This is a genomic window from Salipiger mucosus DSM 16094 (genome assembly GCF_000442255.1).
GTDB classification, from domain to species: domain Bacteria; phylum Pseudomonadota; class Alphaproteobacteria; order Rhodobacterales; family Rhodobacteraceae; genus Salipiger; species Salipiger mucosus.
Genome location: NZ_KE557274.1, coordinates 185,026 through 209,446, shown reverse-complemented (window position 1 = coordinate 209,446; position 24,421 = coordinate 185,026). Strand labels below are relative to the sequence as shown.

The 24,421-nt window shown below is 61.0% G+C and carries 23 protein-coding genes; 10 read left to right on the top strand and 13 right to left on the bottom strand.

The genetic code is table 11. The features are described from left to right. Complete coding sequence (locus SALMUC_RS07165) at positions 1–1,926, top strand: ATP-dependent helicase (RefSeq protein WP_020038184.1); 1,926 nt, start codon at positions 1–3, stop codon at positions 1,924–1,926. Positions 1,927–2,012: 86 nt separating this feature from the next. Beyond that, positions 2,013–3,719 (top strand): single-stranded-DNA-specific exonuclease RecJ, encoded by a 1,707-nt coding sequence (recJ, locus tag SALMUC_RS07160; RefSeq protein WP_021119992.1) that lies wholly within the window; start codon positions 2,013–2,015, stop codon positions 3,717–3,719. Here the strand turns inward: recJ and SALMUC_RS07155 are convergent, their stop codons facing one another. Further along, the gene (locus SALMUC_RS07155) at positions 3,720–4,823 is read right to left on the bottom strand and encodes a flagellar motor protein MotB (RefSeq protein ID WP_020038182.1); all 1,104 of its coding nucleotides are present in this window, start codon (positions 4,821–4,823) and stop codon (positions 3,720–3,722) included. A gap of 48 nt (positions 4,824–4,871) precedes the next feature. After that, complete coding sequence (locus SALMUC_RS07150) at positions 4,872–5,972, bottom strand: hypothetical protein (RefSeq protein WP_020038181.1); 1,101 nt, start codon at positions 5,970–5,972, stop codon at positions 4,872–4,874. 210 nt (positions 5,973–6,182) lie between these two features. Between SALMUC_RS07150 and SALMUC_RS07145 the strand changes: the two genes are divergently transcribed. Beyond that, on the top strand, positions 6,183–7,652 hold the full coding sequence (locus tag SALMUC_RS07145) for a hypothetical protein (RefSeq protein WP_020038180.1): 1,470 nt from the start codon (positions 6,183–6,185) through the stop codon (positions 7,650–7,652). Between the two features lie 96 nt (positions 7,653–7,748). Here the strand turns inward: SALMUC_RS07145 and SALMUC_RS07140 are convergent, their stop codons facing one another. The 5 genes from SALMUC_RS07140 to SALMUC_RS28085 all read right to left on the bottom strand — a co-directional run bounded on the left by SALMUC_RS07140 (position 7,749) and on the right by SALMUC_RS28085 (position 11,360). Next, positions 7,749–8,189 carry an ester cyclase gene (locus SALMUC_RS07140; protein WP_020038179.1) on the bottom strand — a complete coding sequence of 147 codons (441 nt, stop codon included), beginning with the start codon at positions 8,187–8,189 and terminating at the stop codon, positions 7,749–7,751. Positions 8,190–8,258: 69 nt separating this feature from the next. Beyond that, complete coding sequence (locus SALMUC_RS07135) at positions 8,259–8,591, bottom strand: hypothetical protein (protein WP_020038178.1); 333 nt, start codon at positions 8,589–8,591, stop codon at positions 8,259–8,261. Further along, positions 8,588–9,439: a L,D-transpeptidase family protein gene (locus tag SALMUC_RS07130; protein ID WP_198014522.1), complete on the bottom strand. Its 852-nt coding sequence runs from the start codon at positions 9,437–9,439 to the stop codon at positions 8,588–8,590. Before SALMUC_RS07130 ends, SALMUC_RS07135 begins: the two co-directional genes overlap by 4 nt. Positions 9,440–9,471: 32 nt before the next feature. After that, entirely contained in the window at positions 9,472–10,512 is a 1,041-nt protein-coding gene (locus SALMUC_RS07125) for a tetratricopeptide repeat protein (protein WP_198014519.1), read from the bottom strand. Between the two features lie 209 nt (positions 10,513–10,721). Continuing rightward, positions 10,722–11,360 (bottom strand): Ros/MucR family transcriptional regulator, encoded by a 639-nt coding sequence (locus SALMUC_RS28085; protein ID WP_020038175.1) that lies wholly within the window; start codon positions 11,358–11,360, stop codon positions 10,722–10,724. 281 nt (positions 11,361–11,641) lie between these two features. On the opposite strand from SALMUC_RS28085, the gene SALMUC_RS07115 reads away from it, so the two are divergent. Continuing rightward, positions 11,642–13,501 (top strand): RecQ family ATP-dependent DNA helicase, encoded by a 1,860-nt coding sequence (locus tag SALMUC_RS07115; protein ID WP_021119985.1) that lies wholly within the window; start codon positions 11,642–11,644, stop codon positions 13,499–13,501. A 3-nt stretch (positions 13,502–13,504) separates the two neighbouring features. Here SALMUC_RS07115 and SALMUC_RS28080 read toward each other — a convergent pair whose 3' ends face one another. Continuing rightward, entirely contained in the window at positions 13,505–14,467 is a 963-nt protein-coding gene (locus SALMUC_RS28080; protein ID WP_020038173.1) for a hypothetical protein, read from the bottom strand. 277 nt (positions 14,468–14,744) lie between these two features. Here SALMUC_RS28080 and SALMUC_RS07105 point away from each other — a divergent pair, with 277 nt between their 5' ends. Continuing rightward, entirely contained in the window at positions 14,745–15,458 is a 714-nt protein-coding gene (locus tag SALMUC_RS07105) for a pentapeptide repeat-containing protein (RefSeq protein ID WP_020038172.1), read from the top strand. On the opposite strand, the gene SALMUC_RS07100 is transcribed toward SALMUC_RS07105, so the two are convergent. Beyond that, the gene (locus SALMUC_RS07100; RefSeq protein ID WP_020038171.1) at positions 15,447–16,106 is read right to left on the bottom strand and encodes a hypothetical protein; all 660 of its coding nucleotides are present in this window, start codon (positions 16,104–16,106) and stop codon (positions 15,447–15,449) included. The two genes, SALMUC_RS07105 and SALMUC_RS07100, sit on opposite strands and share 12 nt — an antisense overlap. Positions 16,107–16,267: 161 nt before the next feature. On the opposite strand from SALMUC_RS07100, the gene SALMUC_RS07095 reads away from it, so the two are divergent. Next, positions 16,268–17,773, top strand: coding sequence for a hypothetical protein (locus tag SALMUC_RS07095; RefSeq protein WP_021119982.1), 1,506 nt, complete (start codon positions 16,268–16,270; stop codon positions 17,771–17,773). A 2-nt stretch (positions 17,774–17,775) separates the two neighbouring features. Here the strand turns inward: SALMUC_RS07095 and SALMUC_RS07090 are convergent, their stop codons facing one another. Continuing rightward, positions 17,776–18,678: an ATPase, T2SS/T4P/T4SS family gene (locus tag SALMUC_RS07090; RefSeq protein ID WP_198014517.1), complete on the bottom strand. Its 903-nt coding sequence runs from the start codon at positions 18,676–18,678 to the stop codon at positions 17,776–17,778. 94 nt (positions 18,679–18,772) lie between these two features. Here SALMUC_RS07090 and SALMUC_RS07085 point away from each other — a divergent pair, with 94 nt between their 5' ends. The 4 genes from SALMUC_RS07085 (at position 18,773) to SALMUC_RS07070 (ending at position 21,303) form a co-directional block, all read left to right on the top strand. Then, entirely contained in the window at positions 18,773–19,525 is a 753-nt protein-coding gene (locus SALMUC_RS07085; protein WP_021119981.1) for an adenylate/guanylate cyclase domain-containing protein, read from the top strand. Positions 19,526–19,614: 89 nt separating this feature from the next. Beyond that, positions 19,615–20,157: a peptidoglycan L,D-endopeptidase MepK gene (gene mepK / locus SALMUC_RS07080; RefSeq protein ID WP_037371314.1), complete on the top strand. Its 543-nt coding sequence runs from the start codon at positions 19,615–19,617 to the stop codon at positions 20,155–20,157. Between the two features lie 7 nt (positions 20,158–20,164). Further along, a complete protein-coding gene (locus SALMUC_RS07075; protein ID WP_084513922.1) occupies positions 20,165–20,725 on the top strand; it encodes a peptidoglycan L,D-endopeptidase MepK in 561 nt (186 codons plus the stop codon). Continuing rightward, the gene (locus tag SALMUC_RS07070; protein WP_020038166.1) at positions 20,713–21,303 is read left to right on the top strand and encodes a hypothetical protein; all 591 of its coding nucleotides are present in this window, start codon (positions 20,713–20,715) and stop codon (positions 21,301–21,303) included. Before SALMUC_RS07075 ends, SALMUC_RS07070 begins: the two co-directional genes overlap by 13 nt. Before the next feature lie 7 nt (positions 21,304–21,310). Here the strand turns inward: SALMUC_RS07070 and SALMUC_RS07065 are convergent, their stop codons facing one another. The 3 genes from SALMUC_RS07065 to SALMUC_RS07055 form a co-directional block, all read right to left on the bottom strand. Then, positions 21,311–22,270 (bottom strand): DUF4349 domain-containing protein, encoded by a 960-nt coding sequence (locus SALMUC_RS07065; protein ID WP_020038165.1) that lies wholly within the window; start codon positions 22,268–22,270, stop codon positions 21,311–21,313. A 24-nt stretch (positions 22,271–22,294) separates the two neighbouring features. After that, positions 22,295–23,470, bottom strand: a complete 1,176-nt coding sequence (locus tag SALMUC_RS07060; protein ID WP_021119976.1) for a hypothetical protein — start codon at positions 23,468–23,470, stop codon at positions 22,295–22,297. A 236-nt stretch (positions 23,471–23,706) separates the two neighbouring features. Next, entirely contained in the window at positions 23,707–24,402 is a 696-nt protein-coding gene (locus SALMUC_RS07055) for a hypothetical protein (RefSeq protein WP_156883416.1), read from the bottom strand. Positions 24,403–24,421 lie beyond the last annotated feature (19 nt).

Sequence of the window (24,421 nt, the reverse complement as noted above, 5' to 3'; positions counted from 1 at the left end):
ATGCCGGCGACCCGCGCACAGTTGGCCGCGGCCCGCTCGAAGGGGCACACGCTCGTCCTGGCCGGCCCCGGAACCGGCAAGACGACGACGCTTATCGAGCGGTGTCGGACCCTGGTGCGGGCGGGCGTTCCGCTCGACGCGATGTTCGTGAGCACCTTCACGGCCAAGGCGGCGACGGAGATCCGAGAGAGGTTGAAAGCCTCTCTCGCCACGACGACTGACGGTGTGGTGGACAAGGACGAGATCCTGAAAAATGCCCACATCGGGACCTTTCACTCGCTGTGTGCCCGTCTTCTCAAGCGGTTCCCGACGGATGTTGGTCTGCCCTATGATTTCGAGATCATCGGGGACGAGGATCAGCGCCAGCTCCTGTACGATCTCGAGATCCAGTGGGACGAGGAAGACGGAAACTACGTCGACATGATTTCGCGCTGGAAGGATCGGGCACGGACTCCGGAGCAGGCCATGGAGGAGGCCCGTGAGCTCGGGGACAAGTTCACGGTCGGAGCCGCCAAGGCCTATGCACGATATGAAGAGGCCCGGAGGGAAACAGCGGCCGTCGATTTTTCCGATTTGATCACCCTGTCCACGCAGATCCTGAAATCGGGCGGGAAAGGGCAGAAATGGTTTCATGGGAACTTCAGTCATTTCGTGATCGACGAGTTCCAGGACACGAACCGGACCCAGATAGATTTCCTGCGCGCCGCGCTGGGCCCGTACGGGCAGATCTGGGCAGTGGGGGACGAAAACCAGTCGCTCTACGAGTGGCGGGGGAGCAGCCCGAGTTACTGCCTGAACTTCGGAAAGATCTTCCCCGGAGCGACGATCCACGAGCTGAACGAAGGGTTCCGCTGCAGCCCGCAGATTGTGAAAATGTCCTCGCGCGTCATTTCCAGGAACCGGTCACGGTATGACAAGGCGATGAAACCGGCGCGCAAGTCCCGGAAGGGGGAGTTCGTCCTGTTCAAGGGCTTCCTCACGCATGATGCGGAGGCCGACTGGATCGCCAAGCAGCTCGCGAAGTTCCAGGCGAACGGCGGAAAGCTTGAGAATGCGGCGGTTCTCTTCCGGACGGCAACCGTCGCCAATACCCTGCAGCGACGCCTGGAGCGGGAAAGGGTCCCGTTCCGGCTGACCGGCACGGGGTCGTTCTGGTCACTGCCGGAGGTGTCCCTGTACGTGACCGCGGTGGCCTCGGTTGCCGGAGACAAGCGGTTCGATACCCGCAAAGGGTTCGGGCGCACGAAGGCCGGGTTCAAGTGCCGGTCTCTTGCCGAAGAGCTTCACGGGGAGACGGCCCGGGTGATCTCCGAGCCGCTTGCTCGCGTTCTCTACGAGCATCGCCCCCGTAGCCTGGACCAGGAACGCCGGTCGAGCTGGATGGCCTCTGTTGAGGCCGTGTCGAACCTCCTTCTCGATTTCGATGATCTCGGAGGCTTCCTCGATTATGTCACGCAGCGCACCGAGGAAGAGGGCAAGCGGGACGGGGACTGCGTGACGCTCAGCACGCTGCACTCCGCCAAGGGGCTCGAGTGGGACATGGTCTTCGTGGCTGGCTGTGAGAGCGAACTGCTGCCGCACTTCAAGAGCACCAACGTGGAGGAGGAGCGGCGGCTGTTCTATGTCGGCATGACGCGGGCCCGGCACCAGCTGCTGATGACCTATGCGCGCCTGAGAAACGACAAGGACAAGAAGCCGTCCCCCTTCCTGCAAGAGGCCAAACTTCCTGAAGGGGAGAACCCCGGCGTCTTCAAGTGGAGCGATCCTGAAAATGGGAAGGGCCGGGACCATGAAGAGGCTCCGGACAAGAAATCAGGATCTTCTTCACGGAAAGACGAGAGCACCTCGGCTACGCGGAGGCGCAAGAGCTACCGCAACAGGGGTGGTCGCTCCCTGATCCCGCCCGAGGAGTACGGGAAGGGGTGAGAGGCCTCTCTTTATCCTGATGTATATTTGTTCTTTCATGGGGCCTGTTCTTGCTCTATGTTTGAAGGGCATTTGAAAGGATAACTATGTCGGGGCTGTCTGTAAGAGGTCTGGAGTGGAGTGCGCCTGAAGAAAAAGAGGGGTCCTTCCCGGGCATTCCGAGCGAAGTCGTGTCCATCGCGTTGAACAGGGGTATCGAAGACCTCGGGGAGTTCTTCAAGCCGACACTCAAGGGCTCCATGCCGGATCCGCTTGTCCTGAAGGACATGGACAAGGCCATCGAGCGGGGAAAGCAGGCCGTCCTGAAAAACGAGCGTGTCTGCATCTTCGGCGACTACGACGTCGACGGCGCGACCTCCACGTCGATCCTCAAGAGGTTCCTGGAAACCATGGGCTGCGAGGTCAGCTTCTACATCCCGCAGCGGCTCACCGAGGGGTATGGCCCCAACGTACCGGCCATCGAGAAGATCGCCGAAGACGAGATCGACCTGATCATCTTCGCCGACTGTGGGACCGTCGCGTTCGAGCCCCTGGCACGGGCAGCCGCGCTGGGCATGGACGTTGTCACCCTGGATCACCACCTGTCCGACGACAAACACCCGGAGGGAATCCTGGTCAACCCGAACCGGAATGACGAAACCGGCGACTACGGGTATCTGTGCACGGCCGGGATCGCCTTTCTCTACGTCGTGGGTCTGCAGCGCGCGTTGCGGGAGGACGGGTTCTTCGAGGACCGAACCGAATACGACATGCATCACCTTCTGGGGCTCGCCTGCTTCGGAACCGTTGCCGACGTTGTGCCGTTGGTCGGGTTCAACCGGGCGATGGTGAAGATCGGACTGCGGCACATGGCGCGGAACCCCGGGCTGATGGCCCTCGCCGAGTGCAACGAGGTCGAGCCGGAAAGCTTCAACGAGCGCACCTGTGGCTTCGTCTTCGGTCCCTGCATCAACGCGGGCGGCCGGATCGATGATACCTGGCTGGGAACACTGCTTCTGACCTGTGACGACCTCACGGAATGCGCCGAACGCGCCAACGCGCTCTACGAGATCAACAAGGAGCGCAAGGCCAAGCAGCAACTCATGGAAGCCGGTGCCTTCGAGCAGGCGGAGGCCCACAGCGACGACAATGTCATCGTTTGCTACAACGAGGACTGGCACCCGGGCGTCGTGGGGATCGTCGCCTCGCGCATCACTGAGGCTTACGACCGCCCGTCCATCGTGATCGGTGAAGGCGGGAAGGGGTCCGCACGCTCAATCGAAGGCTTCGATGTCGGACGGCCGATCAAGAAGGCGGCCGCGGACGGGATCCTGATCAAGGGCGGTGGCCACGAAATGGCGGCTGGCGTTACCATCGATCCTGAAAAACTCGAGGCTTTCCGGGACGCGATGAATGCTGCCGCCGGGCACGTTGACCGGCCGCCGCTGGTCGCGGACATTGATGTCCCGTGTGGCGGCATCAGTCGGCGCCTGGTTGAAAGCCTGAATCTTCTGGCGCCGTTCGGCGCGAACAACAGCGAGCCGCGGGCGATGATATCCGGCGGCATGCTCATCTCCACGAAGGTTCTCAAGGAGAAGCACGTGAAGGGCCGGATTTCCGGAGAAGCCGGCGACATCGACATCATCATGTTCAACGCCAAGGGAACCCCGATGGGGGACGCGATCCTGGCGGCCAAGGGCAGCATCGTCGATGTCTACGGGCGGGTGGAAATCAACGAGTACATGGGAAATGTCTCTATCCAGGTGAAACCCGAGGACGTCCGGCCACAGAAGCAGCCGGAACTCGCGTTCTGATCACTCCGCCATCTCCCGCAGGCCGTCGATGCCGATGGTCTGCGGGGTTGATGTGTTCTCCGCCTCGCCGGCGCCGGCATCTTGAGAGCTCTCGGACATGGAGGCGTCATCCGCCGGCGCGGATTCCTCTTCATTCCCGGAAAGAGCTTCCGAGATGTCATTTGGAGAGGGCGCCTTGCTGTAGCCGAGCACGACACTGATCCGCCGGTTCGTCGGGGCCCGCGGGTTTTCTGTATCGAAGGGCTCCGTGTCAGCCAGCCCGGAGACGCGAACGACGCGTTCGCTTTCGATCCCGGCATTCACGAAGACGCGGCGGGTGGCATTGGCGCGGTCGGCCGAGAGCTCCCAGTTCCCGTACCCGGTTTCGTCGTCCTCGTTGCCGAAGGGGACGGCATCCGTGTGCCCGGAAATCAGGACATTGTTCGGCAGCTTGGCGACGGCCTGGCCGATCAGCCGGAGGAGCTCCGCAGTGCGTGGACCTACGTCAGCGCTGCCACTGTCGAACATGGATTGCCCATCCTGGTCGATGATCTGGATCCGGAGACCTTCTTCGGTCTCGTCGAAGATCACGTTGGGGATGAGCGGTTTCAGGTCCGGAACCTGGTTCATCGCCTGGACGATCTCGTCCTCGAGTTCATCGAAACTCTGCTCATCCTTTTCGCGCAGCGCCTGTTGGATTTCCTGCTGGATCGTCTGGGCTTCCTGTGACGGCTCGCGGTCCTCGTACTCCACCACGGCTTCGTGTTCATCCCGGCCGGCCGAGGAGGCATCCATCGGATCCTGTTGTCCGAACTGCGGCATCGCGACCGTACTCATCGGGGAATTCGAGGACGTCAGGGTGCCCGGTGGGCCAATGGTATCGCCATCGAGGGGTCCATCACCGCCGGGACCATCCGCGGTACTCATGGTCGGGGTGAAGTAGTTCGCAAGCCCCTTGAGCTGCTCTTCCTCGGAGGAGGCAAGGATCCAGAGCAACAGGAAGAAGGCCATCATGGCGGTCACGAAATCCGCGTAGGCCACCTTCCAGGCGCCGCCGTGGTGTTCGTGGCCACCTTCTTCGATGACCTTTTTCACGATGATTGGTCTGTTGTTGTTGTCTGCCATGCGTCCCACCTTTGCGGTGGGAGATGGTTTCGACGTCTTTCCCGTCCGTTAACCGAACAGGTGGGACGCCTTGATGACAGTCGCGTCTTCCGTCGATTTGATCTTCTTCGGGCGGGCCCGTGTCGGCAGTCCGGTTTCAATCCGGATCGGTTTGCTGCGGCAGATACTGAAATACTTGCAGGTCGGGCGCTCTGCGTTCCGCGCGTAGTCGAGGACGACGTTGGCATGGGCGAATTCCATCTCGGCGTGGCTGCCGTCCTGCTGGGTCATGAAACGGTGACGCTTGAGAACGGATTCCAGTCGATGAGCGCCGCTTGTTGCCATGTTCACGATATGCAGGGGGATCACTTCCCATGGATTGTCTTCCGACATGTAGGGCGCGAACACCTGGCTCTTCCTTTTCAGGAAGTTCAGGATGACGGCTTCGTCGGAAAGGCCGGCTTCGTCATCCTGCAGGGAGCGGTAGCAGGCTGCGCCGTGCAGGGATTTCTTTCCGGGTCCCCGCTTGCCGCGAACAACGAAGCCGTTGAGGGGGCCGTACTTGTACCCGAGGAACTTCTTGAGGCGCGACAGGTCCCCGAGAACATCGGTGACCGTCTCTGCTTCGGCCGGCGATGCGATGGCTATTCGGAAATCCTTTTTCGCCTCGTCTTTCCGGTTCGGGGCGTACAGGATCGAGCAGAGAACTTCCGGCATGCAGAGGAACGACGATGTCTCTCTGGCGCTGGCGATATGTCGGTAGGACCAGGGGTAAATCGTTGTCGGGTCCGAAGCGTCCACAAGGACGGCCTGCAATTCGACCAGGTCGCCGATGGACATCTTGTCGGCCAGTCTCGGGACGTCGCCGTGGCAGGCGGGTTTGACGGCGAATTTCGAGTAGACGTCCTCGGCGGGCGCGTCTTTCCTGGCAGCCTCTTCGCTGCGGAATTGCACCGTGACCTCATCGCTGCGGGCCCCGAATGCGTCGGACCTGACGCGGACAACCGGTTTCGGGTCGGTCGAGATCACGGTTGCAAGCATGGTGGCCTGGCTGGCTTCCGTGGTATCGAACACGCTCGTTTGATCGAACGTCTGATATCCTTCCTGGATGCTCTTGCCGCGCTTTCTTTGAACTGTGAATTGTCCGGGGGACCGAAACTGAGTTCTCATTCGCTGCCTTCGGTTTGTGTTTTAACTATTGGAAAACCCAACATAGGGTATAGGTTAGCAGAGACTTAACTCAACTGGGACAAAATGGCATCCATAACCCTCCGAAAAGAAGCGTCACCTGCGCCTTCGTCGACATCCAGTCTGCCTGAATACGACTATATAGGCTACGACTTCGAAGCTCTAGGACTTTTTTGCGAGACCGACCAGCCGGTGCAGGCTGCCTTCGTGCGGCTGGACGAGTGTCTCGACGTGGTCAAGTCGATCAATCTCAAGATCGAACGAAATCCCTATGCTGTGCCTGGCCCCAAGGCGCTCGAGGTGACGGGGCTGCGGCCGTCGGATCTTCATGGTGATGACCGGGTGTCGGAGTTCGAAGCCGCGCGGAAAGTTGCCGATTTGGTCGGACGGAGGTCGACAGCCGAACGCCAGAAGAAAATGCTGATCTTCGGGTACAACATCCTGTCCTACGATGAGCAGTTGCTCCGCTATTTCCTCTTCCGGAATCTGCAGGACACCTACCTGACGACCGGGAAGAACGCGCGGCGCCTCGATCTCTACCCGGCGTTCCAGTACCTGCACTTCATTTCGCCAGGCATCATCCTTCCTGGTCAGAAGGATGACGGAACGCTCAGCTGGCGCCTTTCGGACGTGATGGAGGCCAACGGAAAGGTCAGCGAGAACGCGCACGACGCCGAGGCCGACACCCTGATGACCAAGGATCTGCTCGTGGATTTCATTCACGGCGCGCCGAACACCTTTAACAAGATCGTCGAGCTTTCCGACAAGCGTACGGTGTCCGGCCTCCTTGGCGCAAACATGCATGGCGAAAACTTCGTGTTCGAGTTCTCGCACTTTGGAATGCCCGAAATCACGCCCCTGGCGCCGATGGCGAAGGTGGGGCATTCGGGATACAAGACGCTGGGCGTCGATCTCGCCGTCCATCCGCGGGAGTGGATGTCCATGTCCGCCCGTGAGATCGCCGACAATCTCTACCGCGGTGACAGCCCCTTCCGGATCGTGAAGCACAACAGCTGCCCTCTGATTTTCGACCGGAATGATGCCGATTTGCGCGGCCGGCTGGACGAGATCCAGTACCGTTCGAAGGTCGAGACCTATGAGCGCCGGGCCGAGTACATCCGCCGTCCGGATATCGTCCGCAAGTTCCAGGAAGTGACCGCGCTCATGGAGCAGGGAGCCCGGGACAAGTTCAGCGGCCGCAAGGTGACGCGCGAGGCGGAACTCTACAACGGGTTCACCGCGAACGAGGACAGGAACCTGTGCCGCATCATCAGCGAGGAGGACGACTGGGAACGCCGCATGCCCCAGGTTGCCAAGATCAAGGATCCGCGGATCAAGGAATTCGCCGGCCGTCTGATCGCAATGTCCGCTCCCGAGGATCTGGTGCGGGAGGAAGATCTTCTGGCCCTTCGAGAGCAATACGCCCTACGTCTGAACGATGAGGACGATAGCGGGGTCGTTCAGACCATCGCCATCGCCGAGCAGGAGCTCGAGAACGTCGAGGACCCGGACCTGCGCGCGGAATGTGCCGAGATGCTGAAAACGCTCCGCCTGGAGTTCGCCGCGCAGATCCGAAAGATCGATGAGCGGATCGATGACCTCAAGGCTTTCGAGATCGCGCAGCAGGAAAAGAACGAGATCGATCTCGAGCTCTTCGTGTAAGCGCTGCTGGCGAGGTGCGATGCGGGTGGGCGACCCGGAGACGCCGTGTCGATGCCCGCACCAGTACGGCGCGGGCACTCGTTCAGCAAACCTGCGTCAGGTGGGCGTGGGCTCGGTTGCGGGCTCGGCCCAACCCAGCTGCCGGAGCGCCACTTGGTCGTTCCAGATTTTCGTCATGTGACGAATCTTCTCGTCTTCGAAATCCATCACATAGACATAGTCTGTCGCCACGGGGCGGCCCGTTGGCGCGACCGGCCCACCCTCTCCTGTCTGCGTGCCATGGAAGGTTGCGACTGCGACCACGCGAGGCCGCCCAGCGTCGGTCGCGAAGGCCATCAGCTCGGGGTGACCGTCCGGGATCGGTCCCAGAATGCCTTTGGTCCACTCGGTATAGTCTTCGAGCGTCTGGATATCATCCAGCGTGGGAGCTTGGCAGGAGAAGGTCGCGTCGTCATGGCAGAAGGCGCGGCACGTCTTCCAGCCTTTGCCGCCTTCGCAGGCTTCAAAAAAATTGCGTGCAGTTTGTTCCATACTCATGGTCCGTCCTCCGCTATAATCGGCCCAGAATACCACGATTCCGTTGTGCCGCGGACTTGAACCAGCGTATCAGCCGCAGCGGGCCCGGAATCGGGAGAAGGCATCCTGGGCGGCCGTGAGCGTGACGACGGAAAAGAACCCGCACAGCCCCGCGGTCCCCCAGGTTTTCAGCAGTAGCAGGCCTTGGCCGGTCATGATGGTGCTTTGGAACCAGGGCAGGACAACATCGTACCGTGCCCAGTGATCTAGCGGGAAGGACAGAGCGGCCCAGCCCTGTGACGTGAGGTGAGCGCAATAGATCGCCACGTTGGCCGACAGGAATGCGGTGGCCGCGGCGAAGGTGATCTCGAAACCGTCGGCGACCAGACCGACGGCGCGAAGGCATTTGCGAAGCAACTTCATGATTTCTCCTCCGGTCTTCTGCAGGCCGGCTTTTCCTTGTCGTAGATGTCGTCGTAGATCATCAGCTCGCCGGCGCTGTTGGGCCATGCGGTGAAGTAATCCATGATGATGGGCACGTCGGTTCCGAGCGAAATGTCCCGGGTCCAGCCATCGCGCGTCATCGCCGTGATCTCGCTTTCGCTGCGCTCCAGGAGCCAGGCCGCGAAAGAGAGCGGTTTCTCGATGCGGACACAGCCATGGGACAGGGTGATGGGGCTGCCGTCGTAGAAGTTTTCCCGGTTGCGGGTGTCGTGCAGGTAGATCGCCTGGGAACTGCCGATGTTGAATCGGAACTTGCCCAGCGCATTGTACCGCCCCGGTGCCTGGATGAACTTGCGGACACGGTGCGGATCGGCCGCAGCTTCGTCCAGTGACATCAGGTCACCATCTCCGTCGCGGATCTCGAAGCGGTTCCGCCGGAAAAAATCAGGATCCGTCTCGAGGCGTTCGAGCCAGTCCTCTTCCCGCACAATCGACCAGGGAACGGTCCAGGTTGGATTCAGGCGGACGGAGGTGATCTCGGTGTCGAACTCGGGCGTCTCGTGCTCCGGTTTTCCGACGATAGCGTCCATCTCCATGACCGGAATGCCATTCTCGTACGCGACCAGGGATCCTGCGGCGATGTTGACGAGGACGAACTTTCCGGTGTCCCGAAAAGCGAGATCCCCCAGCTGGTCCACGCTGAGGTCGATGGCGCTGGCGGCCCGGCTGCAGGCGTCCACCATGGGGCGTGCTTTCGAGATGAATTCGGAAATCACATCCTCCCCGCCGGCGACGAGCGCTGACGGGGAGCCGAGGCAGGTGGCCACGATAAGAGATTTCAAGATCCGTGATCGCATCTTCAGTCGGCCGCGTTCTCGGCGACCCACTCGGTGGACCATCTCTGGCCTGCGGCGACATGCTCGGGAGGAAGGTAGGCGGTCACCCAGTCCCGCATGGCCCGGGCCCAGTCCGCTTCACGGTACCCTTCCTCGTCGGCGGCCGCGATGTTGAACCAGGCGTAGGCCATGCCCGGGTTGCGTTCGATGCCGCGCCCCTCGAGGTAGAGTTTCCCGAGAACGTATTGCGAGGGCACATAGCCGTTCTCTGCAGAGCGGATGATCAGCCTGGCGCCTTCCTCAAGATTCTTCGGGGCGCCCTCACCCTTGAGATAGGCGAGACCAAGATTGAACATCGCGGAGTTGTCCTGCTCGGCGGCCCTCTCTCGCCAGGTCTCGATCTCGTTGAGCTTGCGCGCGACCGTGTTGACGTCGCTTGAGGTGCACTCTCGGCACCCGCTTTCGACTGCCAGGATATCCGACAGCATGACCGACTTGTCCGCGAGCGGCGTCTCGAAGAAACGGTGCCAGAGGTCCGAGTATCCCGATCCCATGGAGGCGATTTCCCAGTAGGTCACGTCACCTTCGTTGGCCCAGCCATGAAGGAGATCATCGACGGCCGCATGGGTCTCGGCCTCGGTCGCCGCGGCGGTGGCGACGTAATTGGTCATGAAGCTCTGGGCCTTCGCGTTGCCCTGGTTGGCGGCGGTGGCGATCAGGTCGAGACCCCGGGGCGGGGTCCGGTCCATTCCGGCGAAACCGTAGTAGTGGGCCAGACCGAGGTTGAACCTGGCCGAGGAATTGTCCAGGGCGGCGGCGCGCCGGAGAAGATCGAAGGCCTCCTTGGAGCGTGCCTTGCGGGTGTCCTCGTTCAGCAGAAGGACGGCGAGCTCGTTCATGGCCCGGGTGTCGTCGGAGGCCTCGATGGCTTCGCGGTAGTAGCTCTCGGCGATTTCATGGTTCACCGGGCTGCCAAGGCCATGATGGTAGGAGACCCCGCGGTCGAAGTCATCCACGCCGGTTGTTGGACCCTGGTCCTCCGCCTCGGCAGAGAAAGGGCTCACCGAGTTGGAAATCTGTATCTCGCGAGGCTCGTTCGCGCTACAGGCCGCGACGCCGCAGAGAAGAAGTGTGAAGAGAGGACGTTTCATGCGCATGGGATACTCCGATTTCCTTTCGGAGAACCAAGCACACGGGGGTTAATCTGAAGACAATAAGAAGCCGCCGAGCGCTGGGCCCGGCGGCGACTTGGGTCCGAATGGGACGTCTTGGCTCACTCGGCTTTGGTGCGGCGTCCACGTCTCTTCGGGGAGGCCTTGGCGCCGGTGACCCCGAACTGCATGTCCTTGGCATAGGCCGACTTCGACTCCGAGTAGTTCGGGGCAGTCACGGGGTAGTCTTCCGGGAGGCCCCATTTGTGACGGTACGCTTCCGGGGTCAGGCCGTGGGCTGCCTTGAGGTGGCGCTTGAGCATCTTCATGGAACGCCCGCACTCGAGGCAGAAAACCAATTCGTCGGTGAGAGACTCCTCGATGGGAACAGCAGGCTCTTGGTTGGTCGGTTCGGGGAGTTTCGGCTCTTCTTTCGGAGTCTCGGTCAACGCGCTTGCTGGCGGCGTGGTCTCGACGGCGGCGCTCGTGGGAGCGGGGGCCGGCTTTTCGGCGGCTTTGGCCGGGGCAGGAGCCGGGGTGGTATCCGTTGCCGCGGCGTGGATCGTTTCAGCTCGGGGGGATGTCTGGGCGACCGGCTTTGAGGTCGGTGCCGGCTCGCTGGTCGGTGCCGGCGCTCCGAGGGTATTCTGGAGGCCCGCCACGAGCTTGATGACGTCCTCCGCCGACGATGAATCCTTTGAAGCGAACGCTTCGGCTATCCGGATCCATTCTGCGCCGGGGGATTGGTCATGTTTAGTCATTGAAGTTTACTCCGTCATGTTGGGAGTTCCGTTTTGAGTGCAGGGTCATAATTCTATTTTCAGGAAGTTTCGTCAAGGACATTCTGAAAAAATCAGAATGTATCGGAATCTGTTGAGGCTACAGTCCTTCAATGGGTCGTGTTCTTACTATGTTCTGCTTATATTCATCTAATGTTCGTGCTATACTGTTCTTCAAGCTCAATCCGGGGCCAAGATGCTTACCTTGAGGTGTACAGCGTCAGGAGGCCGCGAGCGTTGGATACTGAAGAATCGAGGTCGTTTTGAGAAAAAATCAGAATGTTTCCGCTTCCGAGGGGGAAGCCCCGCGCGATGTATTGAACCGTGTGTTCGGGTACGAAGACTTCCGCCTTGACCAGGCCGAGGTCATTGATGCCGTCGTGCGCGGGGAGGACACATTTGTCCTGATGCCGACCGGTGGCGGGAAGTCCCTGTGCTACCAGATCCCTGGCCTCGTCAGGAAAGGCGTGGCCATTGTCGTCTCGCCGTTGATCGCTCTCATGAAAAATCAGGTGGACGCCCTGCAGGCCAAGGGGGTGCGAGCCGAGTACATCTCCAGTCAGCTGCCACCACAGAAGCATCGCGAAATCGTGCGTGACATTGAGGAAGGGCGCCTCGATTTCCTCTATGTATCGCCGGAACGGCTGAAGTTGCCGAGGTTCCGGAGCTTTCTGAAATCCGTGGACGTGGCTCTCTTTGCCATCGACGAGGCCCACTGCGTTTCGCAATGGGGGCATGATTTCCGGAGCTCCTTCCGGGACATCGGAACTGTCCTGTCGGACTTTTCAGGCGTTCCGCGGGTTGCCCTGACAGCTACGGCCGATCCGGTGACCCAGGCCGACATCCTTCTTTCTTTAGGAATGCAGGAAGCGCGACAGGTCCAATCGAGTTTTTCCCGGCCGAACCTCTCGGTTGGGGTGACACGGGTGGAGGCGGACGTCTTCCCTCCGCTTGCGGACTTCCTGAAATCCTACGCCGGATGCTGCGGCATCATCTATCGCGCGAGCAGGAAGGATGTGGACGCGACGGTCCTCGAATTGATCGGACGAGGAATGAATGCCGTTGGATATCATGCCGGGATGCCGGCTGAAGACAGGGCCCGGGCCCAGGAGCGGTTCCTCGAAGAAGACGACATCATCGTCGTGGCGACGATTGCGTTCGGCATGGGGATCGACCGCGGTGACGTGCGCTTCGTCGTTCATCTCGACCCGCCGGCCACGCTCGAGGGATATTACCAGGAAATCGGTCGGGCAGGGCGAGACGGAGAGCCGTCCACCGCCATGATGATCCTGCACGACAAGGCGCTGGGGAAACAGCGACAGAAGATCGAGGCCAACCAGGATCTGCCGGACGAGCGCCGGGCAGTGTTGAGGTCCAAGCTCGAGAACATGACGGCGTTCATCGAAACGCCGGGATGCCGGATGCAGACGCTCCTGGCCTACTTCGGCGAAACCGACACGCCGGCATGCGGGAACTGCGATCACTGCAAGCGGCCGCCGCTTACACGGGACGGTGGGGCCCAGGCGCGGACGGTGATCTCGGCAGTGCTGGAGGTCGGGGAGCGTTTCGGGACGGCAACGCTCGCCCGGATCCTGTCGCCCGGCCCCGGTGGGGATGCAGAAGATCACGTTGCCGAGCTTGATTGCTTTGGCGCCGGCAGGGATCTGTCCCAGGATGTCTGGAAGCTGATCATGCGGCAGATGATCGGAAGCGGATTACTGGCGATCCAGCCCGAGCGCTTCGGTGCTTTGCGAGCCACCAGGGAAGGGCGACGTGTCCTGCTCGACAACAAGATGCCCGTCAGGCTCTCCGGGACCTGGTACGCCATTGCGCCGCAGATCGAGATCGAGGAATACGCGGCGCCCTCCGAGGGGCAACGGGATCGTCTCCCCGAGGGTCTGAAGGAGACGTTCACCGAACTGCGCGACCGGTTGGCGCCCGAGATCGAAAGTGGAGAGATCCACGAACGCGACATCGTGCGCATTCTCGAGGCAAGGCCCGAGACCACAGCCGATGTCGCGCAGGTATCCGATCATCCGGCGATCCTGAAAATCGCCGGCGAGATCACCTCGAAGTTTGCCCCTGATCGGAGCGAGGAGCTGTCGTTCGGGATCGAGATCTGACGCCTACGCCGACTGCTTCGCGATGACGAACACCCGGGCCTTGGCCGCCGGAAGGGACGTGTGATCGGTGCTACCGAATTTCTCCTGATCGGCCGGAGCGACATGGTATCTTCCGGTCTGCGCATCTTGCCAGACGGTGCCGAGTGAGGCGCCGCCGTCCCCCGTGATGTCGTAGGTCAATGTCTTCGCGTCGGCCTTCGGGACAAGGCTGAAGCCCAAGCCCTTGATGACGTCCGCTGCGGGCGCCGTCTGGGTTTTCTTCGTGGAAGCCTTGCGTGGTTTGGCGGGAGCTTTCGCTTTGCCGCGCCCCTTGGTGGTCGAGGTCGTTGCGGACTTTTCCTCGGCCGGTGCGGCGGCCGTCTTTTCCTCAGAGGCAGCTTTGGTGGCGGTGGACTTCGCGGTGGAGGTCCTTTTCGTCTTGGACGCAGGTTTCGCCGTGACCTCTTCTGATTCCGTTTCCTTCGGCGCGGCGGACTTCGCCGAAGACTTCTTGGTCTCGGCCTTGGATTTCGTACCAGAGGTCTTTGTCGTCTTGGCCGCGGGTTTGGCCGTCTCTTTCTCTGCAGGAGCGGGTGCGTCGGGGGCGCTTGCCTTGGAGGCCGCCCTTTTGCGAGGGGCCCGCTTTTTGGGTTCCGGGGCTGGGGATGTCGCGGCCGGGGCTGCCTCAGCACTCGCGGCCGCGAATTCCGGAAGGAACTGTTGGGCCGCGGTGGCCTCCTGGACGGCGGGCTCGCTTACGGTCTCGGTCACCGCTTCCTCGGACGTTGCTTCAGTAGCCGTTCCGGACGCTGCCGATGCCTTCCCCTCACCTGCGAAGAGCTGACTCAGCGTCTGGGCAACGGCGCCGAAGTAGGTCAGGCCGATGGTTGCGGCTCGGCCTGTCTGCGTATCGGTTATCGTGACGAGGCCGTCGGTCGGAGCACTTTCCGTGGTAAACCGATCCGGCAGGTCGACTGCATTATCCATGAGAGTACTCCAGGTTTGAAAGAGGCGGCTTGATCCGTCGCCACGATTGGACGCCAGGTGACGGAAGATCTCGGACCGCCTGTCAAAATGGGATTTGGCATCCTCGTCGGGTCCAGCCAAGCAGAATTTCACCATCGGGACCGAAATTTAGCAAAATTCAGCCGCTTGGCCAACCCCGATGCGAAATGGATGGCGAACGCCCTGTTAAGATTGGGAGGCCATCTTCCTCCGGATCCGAGTGCTTCAGATGTCGGAACGGGCAGGGAGGATGCGAGGGATGGACACGGAGGCCATCGAAATCAGGGACAGGGAGGGCAACGTGAAGCTTTCGGTCCGACCGAATGCATACACCGGTGAGTTACCGAGCTGGAACGAGATCTTTCTGGAACTCTCGATCAGGACCGGGTCCCACCTCAGGGACTATGATTTTTCGAGCGCGATCCGGGAAAGGGTGGCGCTCAGCAACATCGTTTTCGAAGACTGCATTCTGGACTTCGAGGATCTGAAGCGTTCGACGTTGACCGGATGCGTTTTCAGGAACGTGACAATCCGGCAGACAAGTTTCCACCATTTGGCGGATCGCTCGGACAGGACAAACAGCCAGGGGACCCTGTTCCAGGACTGTGTCTTCGAGGACGTGGTCTTCTTCAGGTGCGACTTCGTGATGAGCAAGTTCTTCGGTTGCCAATTCAGCCGGTGCCAGGTCACCGAGTGCGACATGCGAAATGTCTTCTGGTTCGACCGGTTTGCCACGCGGGCCAGAACCTGGGAGGCCCTGCCGCGGTTCCCCGACCCGTTCAAGACATGCGAGCTGAGGAAGACGCGGTTCGGGCACCCGGTGGGAAACATGTTCGGGGTTCCGGTGCAGATGATGATCCCGGAAAGCTACACGAGCATCTGGGATCATCTTGGCCTCGTTCAGAGGCGGATGTTGAAGCTCGCCTACACGTTGCGGGAAGAGTCCCACGACGCCTTCAGGTCATCGATCTGACGTGTGGTGGGCGATCATCTCTCCTTGCGACACCGGCTCCTGCTCGGGCTCGGGGCTCTGTGAAAACTGATCGCCGCGCGCCCGGAAGGCATCGTCATAGATGTCGCGGAGTTGCGATTTCCCGGTCTGATCGTCGTATTGCAGCAGGGCGGAGTGTGCGTTCTCCCGGCGCATGGCGCTGATCTGGGCTTCCAGGCCCGCGGTGTGCTGCGACGAGCGGATCAGTTCGTTCCAGAGATCGATCTGGACCTCCTGAGCCGGAACCTCGGTGCTGCTGCGGAGTGTTTCGATGGCCTGTTCGAGGGTTTCGATTTCGCTTCTGGCGTCCGACAGTTCTTCCATGACAGCCATGACGCGACTTTCGGAAACCTCCGTGAGACGTTGGTTCTCGCGCCGCAGGGACTCGATGGTCCGGTTGGCGTCTTCAAGGGCCCTGGTCTTGCGCTGGATGTCTTGCGCCAGGCGCACGTACTGCTCGGACCCGCCGGCTTCCTCGGGGGCGCCGGTCGCCTGGGCGGAGACCTGTTCAAGGGTTCTGCTGCGGTCTTCGAGGAGCCTGCCGGCACGCGTCAGGCGTTTGCGCATCTCACGGTTCAGCGCGATGAGAGACCTGCGAGCCTTTTGTGCTTCGAATTGTTCTGTCGACATGGGTACTTCCGAAATCCGTTTGTGGCATCGGTTCTACAGGCAACTTGTTCCGCTCCGGTTAACGCGGTGCCGGGCGCCCGTTTTCTTGGATTTCATATCGCGGGCACACCTCGCCTCGAGAAGGTGTCTGCGCAGGCGGAATGATGGACAGGAACGCGACCTTGAAGAAACTGCGCGAGGTGGATCGTCTCGCGATTGAGATCCTTCGGCGGGAGGTGGCCAAGGAACAGATTGCCGTGAAGAAGGCGCGGACGTCGTTTTCCGAATTGCAGACCGCGATCACTGAGCTGCGCAGCCGCATCGAGATCCATCGGAAGAGCGGCCCCGGGGTGATCCGTCATGTTCCCTTGTTAGGAGGGGCCCGGGAACGGAAGCACCAGGCAGAGCTCGAGGAGCTGAGCCGGCGGCGCCGGGTGAAAATCAAGGCCCTGAAGGACCTGCGCAGGAAGGATGCCACGCGACGCAGCCGGATGCAGACCTACAAGGACACCGCGGCATGGATGCATGATCGTGTGAAATTCATCGGGAAACATTCGATCCTGATTGATGACGATCTGTCGGAGATCGCTGAACGCCTGTTTTCGGAGATGGTCGGGATCCAGGAGTCTGCCGGATTCAAGAAGGGCCCGGAAGTTGTCGGGGTCCTCGAGGACAATCGACTAAAGATCGAGGCCTGGCACGATGGTGCCCTGACCCGGCTGGACGCCGTGCCGGCCCCGGCCGTTCGCCGAGCTCCGGATGTTTCGGCGTCGGAGTCGGCAGCGCAGGCGGCGCACCTGGGTCGAGGTAAGAAACACAGGATCTACCTCCCGGTGCATCCGTCGCATGCCAACGAGCTGGCCAGTCATGGATTCCGTATCGATGACACCGTGGGGAAAGGGAGCCAGATCTACTTCGATCCCCACAAGGACATGGAGATCGCCAGGAAATGGCAGGGATCGCTTCCGACGGCGGCCAGGATGCACAAGCGGCGGTTCAGCTTCCTGGACATTGCCGATGCTGCCTGGGGGCAGAACGTCCGGAACGTGTTCAAGGAAGAATACTGGAGCACGATGCGCCAGGACCTCAACCTGATGAACGGGCATCGTTGCATGGTCTGCGGCAACCGCGGCGGGAAGCTCATCTCGGAGTACTTCAAGGGCGAGGAGAAGAAGTCGGACAGCGTTGAATGTCACGAGGTCTGGGAGTGGCGCATTCTCGATGAAGATCGCCGTGTCGGCGTCCAGAAGCTCAAGGAGATCCTGGTGCTCTGCAATGACTGCCACATGATGTTCCACGAGGACCTCGCGGTCGATTTGGCGAACAGGAACGGCAAGGATGGTGACGAGGTCCGGGACTTCCTGCGAGCGCGGATGGCACAGGTAACCGGCATGGAGCGCCCGGAGCTGGAAGAGCAACTCCGGGCCGAGCGGGCTGAGCGGGAGTCGCTGAACGAGATTGACCACTGGATCATGGATCTTCAGTACCTCAGCGACCATGCTTACCTGTCGAAGACGGTTCCGGAGTACGAGGACAGCGCTCGCAATACGGTTCCGATGACGAAAATCGCCGGCACCGAATTCTACGACCCGCAGGGCGCGCTGTACGAGGCGCAGGATGTCGATGCCTTGTATGACTCTCTCATGCGGGACCTCGACGAGACGCTGTCGGTGGGCATGACGTCCTGAGGTCAGTGAAGCCGGTTCTGTCGGTCGATCCAGGTTTCCATCTGCTCGATCTTGCCCCGGCGCAGGTTCGCTCGCACGGGATCACCCAGTCCCTTCCCCTCGGCATAGAGCATCTGCATCTTTGGGCCGAAGGGTGTCAGCTCCTGGTTCACGGCCGCCAGGAAACTGTCGGCGATCAGGTGGTCCGCCCGGTCTCCGGCAATCGGCGCCGCAAGCTGGCGCATGGCGTGGAGGGCATCCTGAAGAGTGCCGGCGTGCAGCGTGGTGATCACCAGGTGCCCGGACGTGGCGGCCCGAAGCGCCTGTGCCGTGGCCTCGGGGGTCCGGAGCTCGCCGAGATAGATGTACCTGGGGTGCCAGCGCAGCGCCATTTTCAGATACTCGGCCCACTCATGCTGTTGGTAGACCTCGAATTGGTAGCAACGGCCGTGCTTGCCCCAATTCTGGGACTGGAGATCATATTCCACCGGGTCCTCGATTGAGACGCAGACATCCCCGTTTGATTGAAGGTAGTGGCCGAGCAAGGCCGTGGCTGTCGTACTCTTGCCCGAGCCGGTCGGCCCCGTGAGCACGATCAGTCCGGAGTTCTTCGCATAGAACTTCAGTTTCTTCTGGACGTGGTGCGGAATCCGCAGGTCGGACATGCGTGGCACCGCCCCCGGGATCTTGCGGAGGCTGGCCCAGCGTTCGCCCAGCGCCGTGGTCTCGCAGGACACCCGGTAGCGGATCCCGTCGAAAATCATCGAGAAGTCGTTCTGGGTCTGGGCGGCAATCTTCCTGCGCAAGCTGGAGACCCATTCCTCGAACTTGTCGGGCACAGGCACGATGGGGGGAAGCTTCTTGTCCTGGGCAAACGGACGCATCAGGGTCGGTGCGGCCTCGTCCACCCGAAGATACAGATCCATGAAGTTGACTTGTGACAGGTTGGCCATCGCCGTTTGGTATCTTCTTAAGCCAGTTTCGACAGCTATGTATCGAACGGCAATGAAGAGAACTTGAATGAAACGGCCAAAGGCGGTCCGGAAGGAGTCCCGGAAGCTCTCCATCATCTTTGCGGCAGATGTGGCCGGATACAGCCGTCTCATGGCCAACGACGAGGACCGCACCCTGGCCCTCCTCGAAAGGTCGCGGCGCTACATCGACAAGACGATTGCCGAGCACCGGGGCCGGATCGCCAACACGGCCGGCGACAGCGTCATCGCGGTGTTCGAGAGCGCTACCGAAGCCCTGACCTGTTCCCTGAAAATCCAGCAGAAGCTGACGAAGGAGAACGAGAAACTCTCTCCGGACAAGCGGCTCATGTTCAGGGTCGGCCTGCACATGGGCGAGATCTATACGCGTGGATCCGATGTCCTGGGATCGGGTGTGAACCTTGCCGCGCGCCTGGAAGGATACACCGATCCCGGTGCGATCTGCATGTCGGAGATCTTTCTGTCCATCGTCGACAAGTCGGTCTCCGGGCTTCCCATCGCGGATCTCGGACACGTGCAGCTGAAAAACATCGACACCCCGGTTCGGGCCTTCGAGATGTTGTCCGAACGTGCCGAACGTGGCGGGATCGAATTCAGGAACCAGACGAGGATGACCGCGCAAAAACGCAAGGTCTTCGTTCTGGCGGCCTCGCTCGGTGTCGTCGTGGTCTCGGCACTCGTTGCCGTCTCGCTCGCGATCAGCCTCGCAACGGTGAACGAGATGGCAGAAAAGAACAAGCCGCCGCGCTACCGGATCGAGGACAACCTGACCCGCGAATAGTGACGGAACAGATCCGCCGGCACTTAAACGTCAGGGAAACCATGATCTCCGATAAGTCCCCCTGTTGAAAATCAGAGGGATTGAATCCAATGGATAGAAGAGCCTTTCTCGGAAGTCTCGCCGTCGGCTCCTTGGCGGCAGCTCTCCCGAACGCGTCGATGGCATTCGGCGTCAATTCAGTTCGCGTCATCGAGATGTGGAACACCCACCCAATCGACGGGCAGCACGAGCGCGTGCGGGTCCCCTACTGGCGCAATGGCGGATACGACCCCGACGGCATTGCGCTGCTGGACCATTTCATGCGTGACTGGCGTGACCAACAGAAGAAGCGGATTGATCCCGAGGTCTACGACATCCTCTATGCCCTGCAGGCCGAGCTCGGCGGATCGGAGGGGATTTCCCTGATTTCGGGCTACCGCTCTCCGGATACCAACGAGATGCTTCGGCGCCGGTCCAGTGGTGTTGCCAAGTATTCCAAGCACGTCCAGGGCCGCGCCGCCGACATCCGCATCCCTGGCGTGGCGCTGTCCACGCTCCGCAGCAAGGCGCTCGCGCTGCGCGAAGGCGGCGTGGGGTACTACCCGGGCAGCAACTTCGTACACGTGGACAACGGCCGCGTTCGCCAGTGGTGAACGCGCGATGCTGAGCAGACGAAAGCTGATGATCAATGCCGCGGGGCTGATGGCGGCCAATACTCTGCTCGGCATCCAGCCGCTCCATGGCGGCATCAACGACCCGGCAACCAATCGGACCCTACGCCTGCGCCGGGTCGCCACGGGTGAGCGGATCGAGCTCACCTACTGGCGCGGGAATTGGTATGTTCCCGACGCGCTCGACAAGGTGTCCATGTTTCTTCGCGACCCGGAACAGCAGAGCGTGACGGCGGTGGATCCCGCGCTCCTCGACTTTCTCCATGCGATCCTGAAACATCTCGCCTACGACGGCACAGTCACGGTGTTCGACGCGACCGTTTCGAAAGAGACGATGCGCAAACGCGCTCAGGCGCCCGGAACCGGATATTCGGTTGCACGGGAACGGCTACATGGGTTCGGACGGGCCCTGGATTTCACGATCCCGGCGCTGGGCATGAGCCGCGTTTTCGAGGCGGCATCGGACCTTGGCCGCGGCGGGGTGGGGTTCCTGGAAGGTGACAACATGGTCCACATTGACACGGGGGAGATCGTATCATGGAGAGCTTGACCAACTACTATGCGGGGATCGGGTCCAGGGAGACGCCATTGGATGTCTGCGAGACGATGATCGAGATCGGTCGCCTGATGGCCGAGGCGGACTGGGTCCTGCAATCCGGCGGCGCCGAGAGAGCAGACGAGGCCTTCGAGAAGGGGTGTGATCTCGCCGGCGGACAGAAGCGGATCTTTCTTCACAAGGAAGGCGCGCGCGGGAACAGGTCTCCGCATTTCAACATCCCGGCGGAGTACTTTTCCATCGCGTCTCGCTATCGGCGAAACTGGGACAAGTTTTCCGAGAACTCGCAGCGGCTCCTGGCACGCAACGTGCTACAGGTCCTCGGCTACCCCGGAGATGACGTCGGTCACCCTCCGGACGATCCAGTCAAGGCGATCATCTGCTACACCGAGGGCGGGAAGCTCAAGGGCGGGACCAGCCTAGCGCTGCAGTTGGCCAAGGACACGCTCGGAGATGCGGTCGACATCGTCAACCTGGGCCACCCCGACTACCGAAACGCCACCGCGCAGGAGGTTGTCGACCAGGTCCTTGGCCGTGGCCACATACCTCCCGCGCAGATGACGCTGTTCTGAAACCGGCTTACGCGTTTTTTGCCGATCTCCGGCGACGCCGGCGGTGAATCCACAGTCCAATCGCGCCAAATAGAGACAGCGGCAGAAGATAGGGAACGAGGGATGCCGTCACCTTGACCAGGTGAGCCGTGTTCCGGCTCATGATCGAACTGACTTCCTTCAAGGCATTCTGGATGTAGGGCGGGTGGGACACCGGCCGTTCGAGCGCATCGCTTCGGAAGGAGACGTGCACCGTCGTGCGGTCCGTGACCGTGTTGATCGTGCGCAGTCGGGCGTCCATGCTCTCGATCCGGCCCTGAACCCTGGCCAGCTCGCGTTCGATTTCCAGAAGGTCCGAAATGTCGTTCGGAAGGGGGCGCTTGGTGAGAGCAAGGAGGCGGTCCCTCAGTGCTTTCTGGCTTTCCCGACGTGCCGACAGGTCCTGGAATTCCGCGGTCATGTCCTGCGCGGAGCGATTGTGCTCCAGAAGCTCGAGGGATCCGTTTCCGTCTCGCACGGCAGCCATGAACCGGTCCAACATGTTCGGCTCAATGCGAACGGCGATGTTCGCATGGTGGCTTGCGCCCTGTGTCGAGATCGATCCGTTCAGCATCGTGCACCAGGTCACGGCGCATGCTTCCGTCGTGCGTTGGTAATGGGCGGCGATCTCGTTGCGCTGGGCCTTGAAGGAGAACCGATGGGTCTCGCGTAGTTTCCGGTCCATTGCGGCCGTTTCTTGCCGGGACGGAGCGGAAGACGGAGACTGCTTCATGCGGGCAGCCGCCGGTGCGAAGGAGTTCCCCGGGGCAGCGGCCCGGTCGGCAGAAGCCGGAACGGCCGCCAATTCCTGCATGGTGGTCCTGCCGGGCACCATAGAGGACTGGCGTTGGGAGCTGGGTTCCGGCACGAAGATCGGGGCGGTCATCAGCATCACCCCGGCAACGGCAATGATGCCTACCGGGATGTAAAAGATTCGGGGGGTTGGCATGTGGTCTATCCTTGGTTTCCCAAGTCAGGTGTTCGCCAGCCGCTCGGAAAGCAAGGCCGCGATAGGCCGATAGGAGGCAGTATCTCCGGTTTCGACAGGCGCGGCGATGCTTCCGACCTTCACCATTTCGACACCCATCTTCTGGACACTGCCGATTTCCTGCCCGTCCGTGAGGATTTTCTTGGAGACGAACCGTGCGCTGTCGTCATCGCGGAACTCCAGCGTGTCCACGACATCCTGCAGCTTCAGGATCCGGGACGCGAATGCGCGCAGGTTGCTGCGGCGAGCCCGCTTCTGGTATTCGCGACCTTCCGGACCGGTCGGTTGGACAGCCTGGTCGACGGCATACGCCATCTCAGCCATGGTCGCGTGGATCGGCATGAAGTCGTCTTCGTAGGACTCCCCGCCGATGTGATAGAAATCGACGCCCTTGCGGCCGCTGTGGACCGATGTTGCGCAGCTTCCGTCAAACCCTTCTTCGATCAGGTATTCGACAATCTCCGTGAGATGCTCTTCCCAGAGGGCCAGATCGTCATGTTGCGTGAGCCGGGTCGGGCGGCGGAAGTACTCCTGGATGACGATTTCCGCGAGGGTCATCTTGACCCAGGATCCTTCCCCGGGCAGCACGGCCTGAGCCCGTCCAAAACGCGACAGCCACGTGTGCTCGTTGAGATTGAGAACGAGATCCAGCGGCGAGATGCTGTTTTCGGAATCCGACAGCCTGATCTGAACGGTCATTTCGGTCGGCGCGGAAGTGCTGATGGCATCGGAGCTCATCTTGTCCGTGGCCTCGAGCGCCATGGACATCGCATCATCAAGCGGCGCAGGGGCGCTCGAAATGGCGAGATAGCGCTCTTCATCATCGTTGTCGTCATCGAGTGCGCCGTCGTAGCCCAGTACGGATTCCGTGACCAGGAAGTCTGCTTTGGTGTCTTCTTGCGCGAGTTCGATCAGAGCCTCGTCGCCGGTGATCATGCTGTCCTGTTCAACAGCACGGTCGTCGAGAAAGCCGGCGAATGAACGGCGAACTTCTTCGTGCACATCGGTGGCAGCCAGTGCAGAGTCGGTCGCATCCACGTGGAATTCTGCGGAGAACGCCACGTTCAGTGTGTCAGTTGCATTCGTGAAGCTCGGAAGGTTGCTTCCGGTCGGCATGCCCACTGCTGTGGATTGTTCCATATCGAAGTGCTGGTCTTTCATAGTATCCCTTGATTTCCCCTCAGGTTGTAAGCCCCCTTTAAAGGAATAGAGATGCACGTCAAGCACCTATGAAAAGGAAAACAAAGAAAAACGCATGAGATGAGCAAATGGTTTCGCCGACGAGAGCAAAGAATTAGTCAATTTGACTTTGTCTCAACAGATGGCGGTCCTGATGCCGCAAGTCAACCGCAGGTTGTTTCGATGCCCGACACACCGGAGCGCCGGGCATCGATGGATCAGAAGTGGTAGGCGACACCGAATTCGATCACCGGATAGACGCTGACGGCATCCAGGTGATTTTCGATTTCATCTTCGATATCGTCGATCTCGCGTTCGATGTCGGGGTTGCCTGCACCGGTCCCACCCGTGGAGCGGAGGCTGACGTCCGGCTTTCCTCCGAACACGGCGCCGAGCGACAGGTCATAGGTGACGCGTTCCGTGAGATTGGCGTGCCACCCCACCGACAGGATGGGCGCCACACCCTTGTATTCGATCTCGCCGTCCACATCAGCGCTGCGCTCGACGGACATCCCGCTGACCTGGACGGTTTCCTCGACCGTGGTGTCGAGGCCCACGGAGTTGCTCATGTCCAGAAGGCCGCCGGAGATCCGGAAGTTCTGTCCCGTCGGATAGTAGTCAAGGACCGCGCCATAGCTTCCGAGGTCGATGTCGCCGTCGATGTCCTCGCCTTCGGCTTCAAAGTCGAAGCCATGGTTGAATTCGCGCCACATGCCGCGAACTCCGATCTGTTCGGACGCGCGGTAGCCGACATCGGCGCCATAGCCGAGCGTGCCGACCTTGGGCATGAGATAGAAGGGGTGATCGGCCTGAGATGTAAGTTCCGTGCCTTGAGCCGGGCCGGCAACGGCAGGCGTGATCCCGGCGAGTGCGAATGCGGCCAGGGAGGAGAGGGCAATTTTTCTTGGGTTCATCGAGAATGTCCGTCAACTT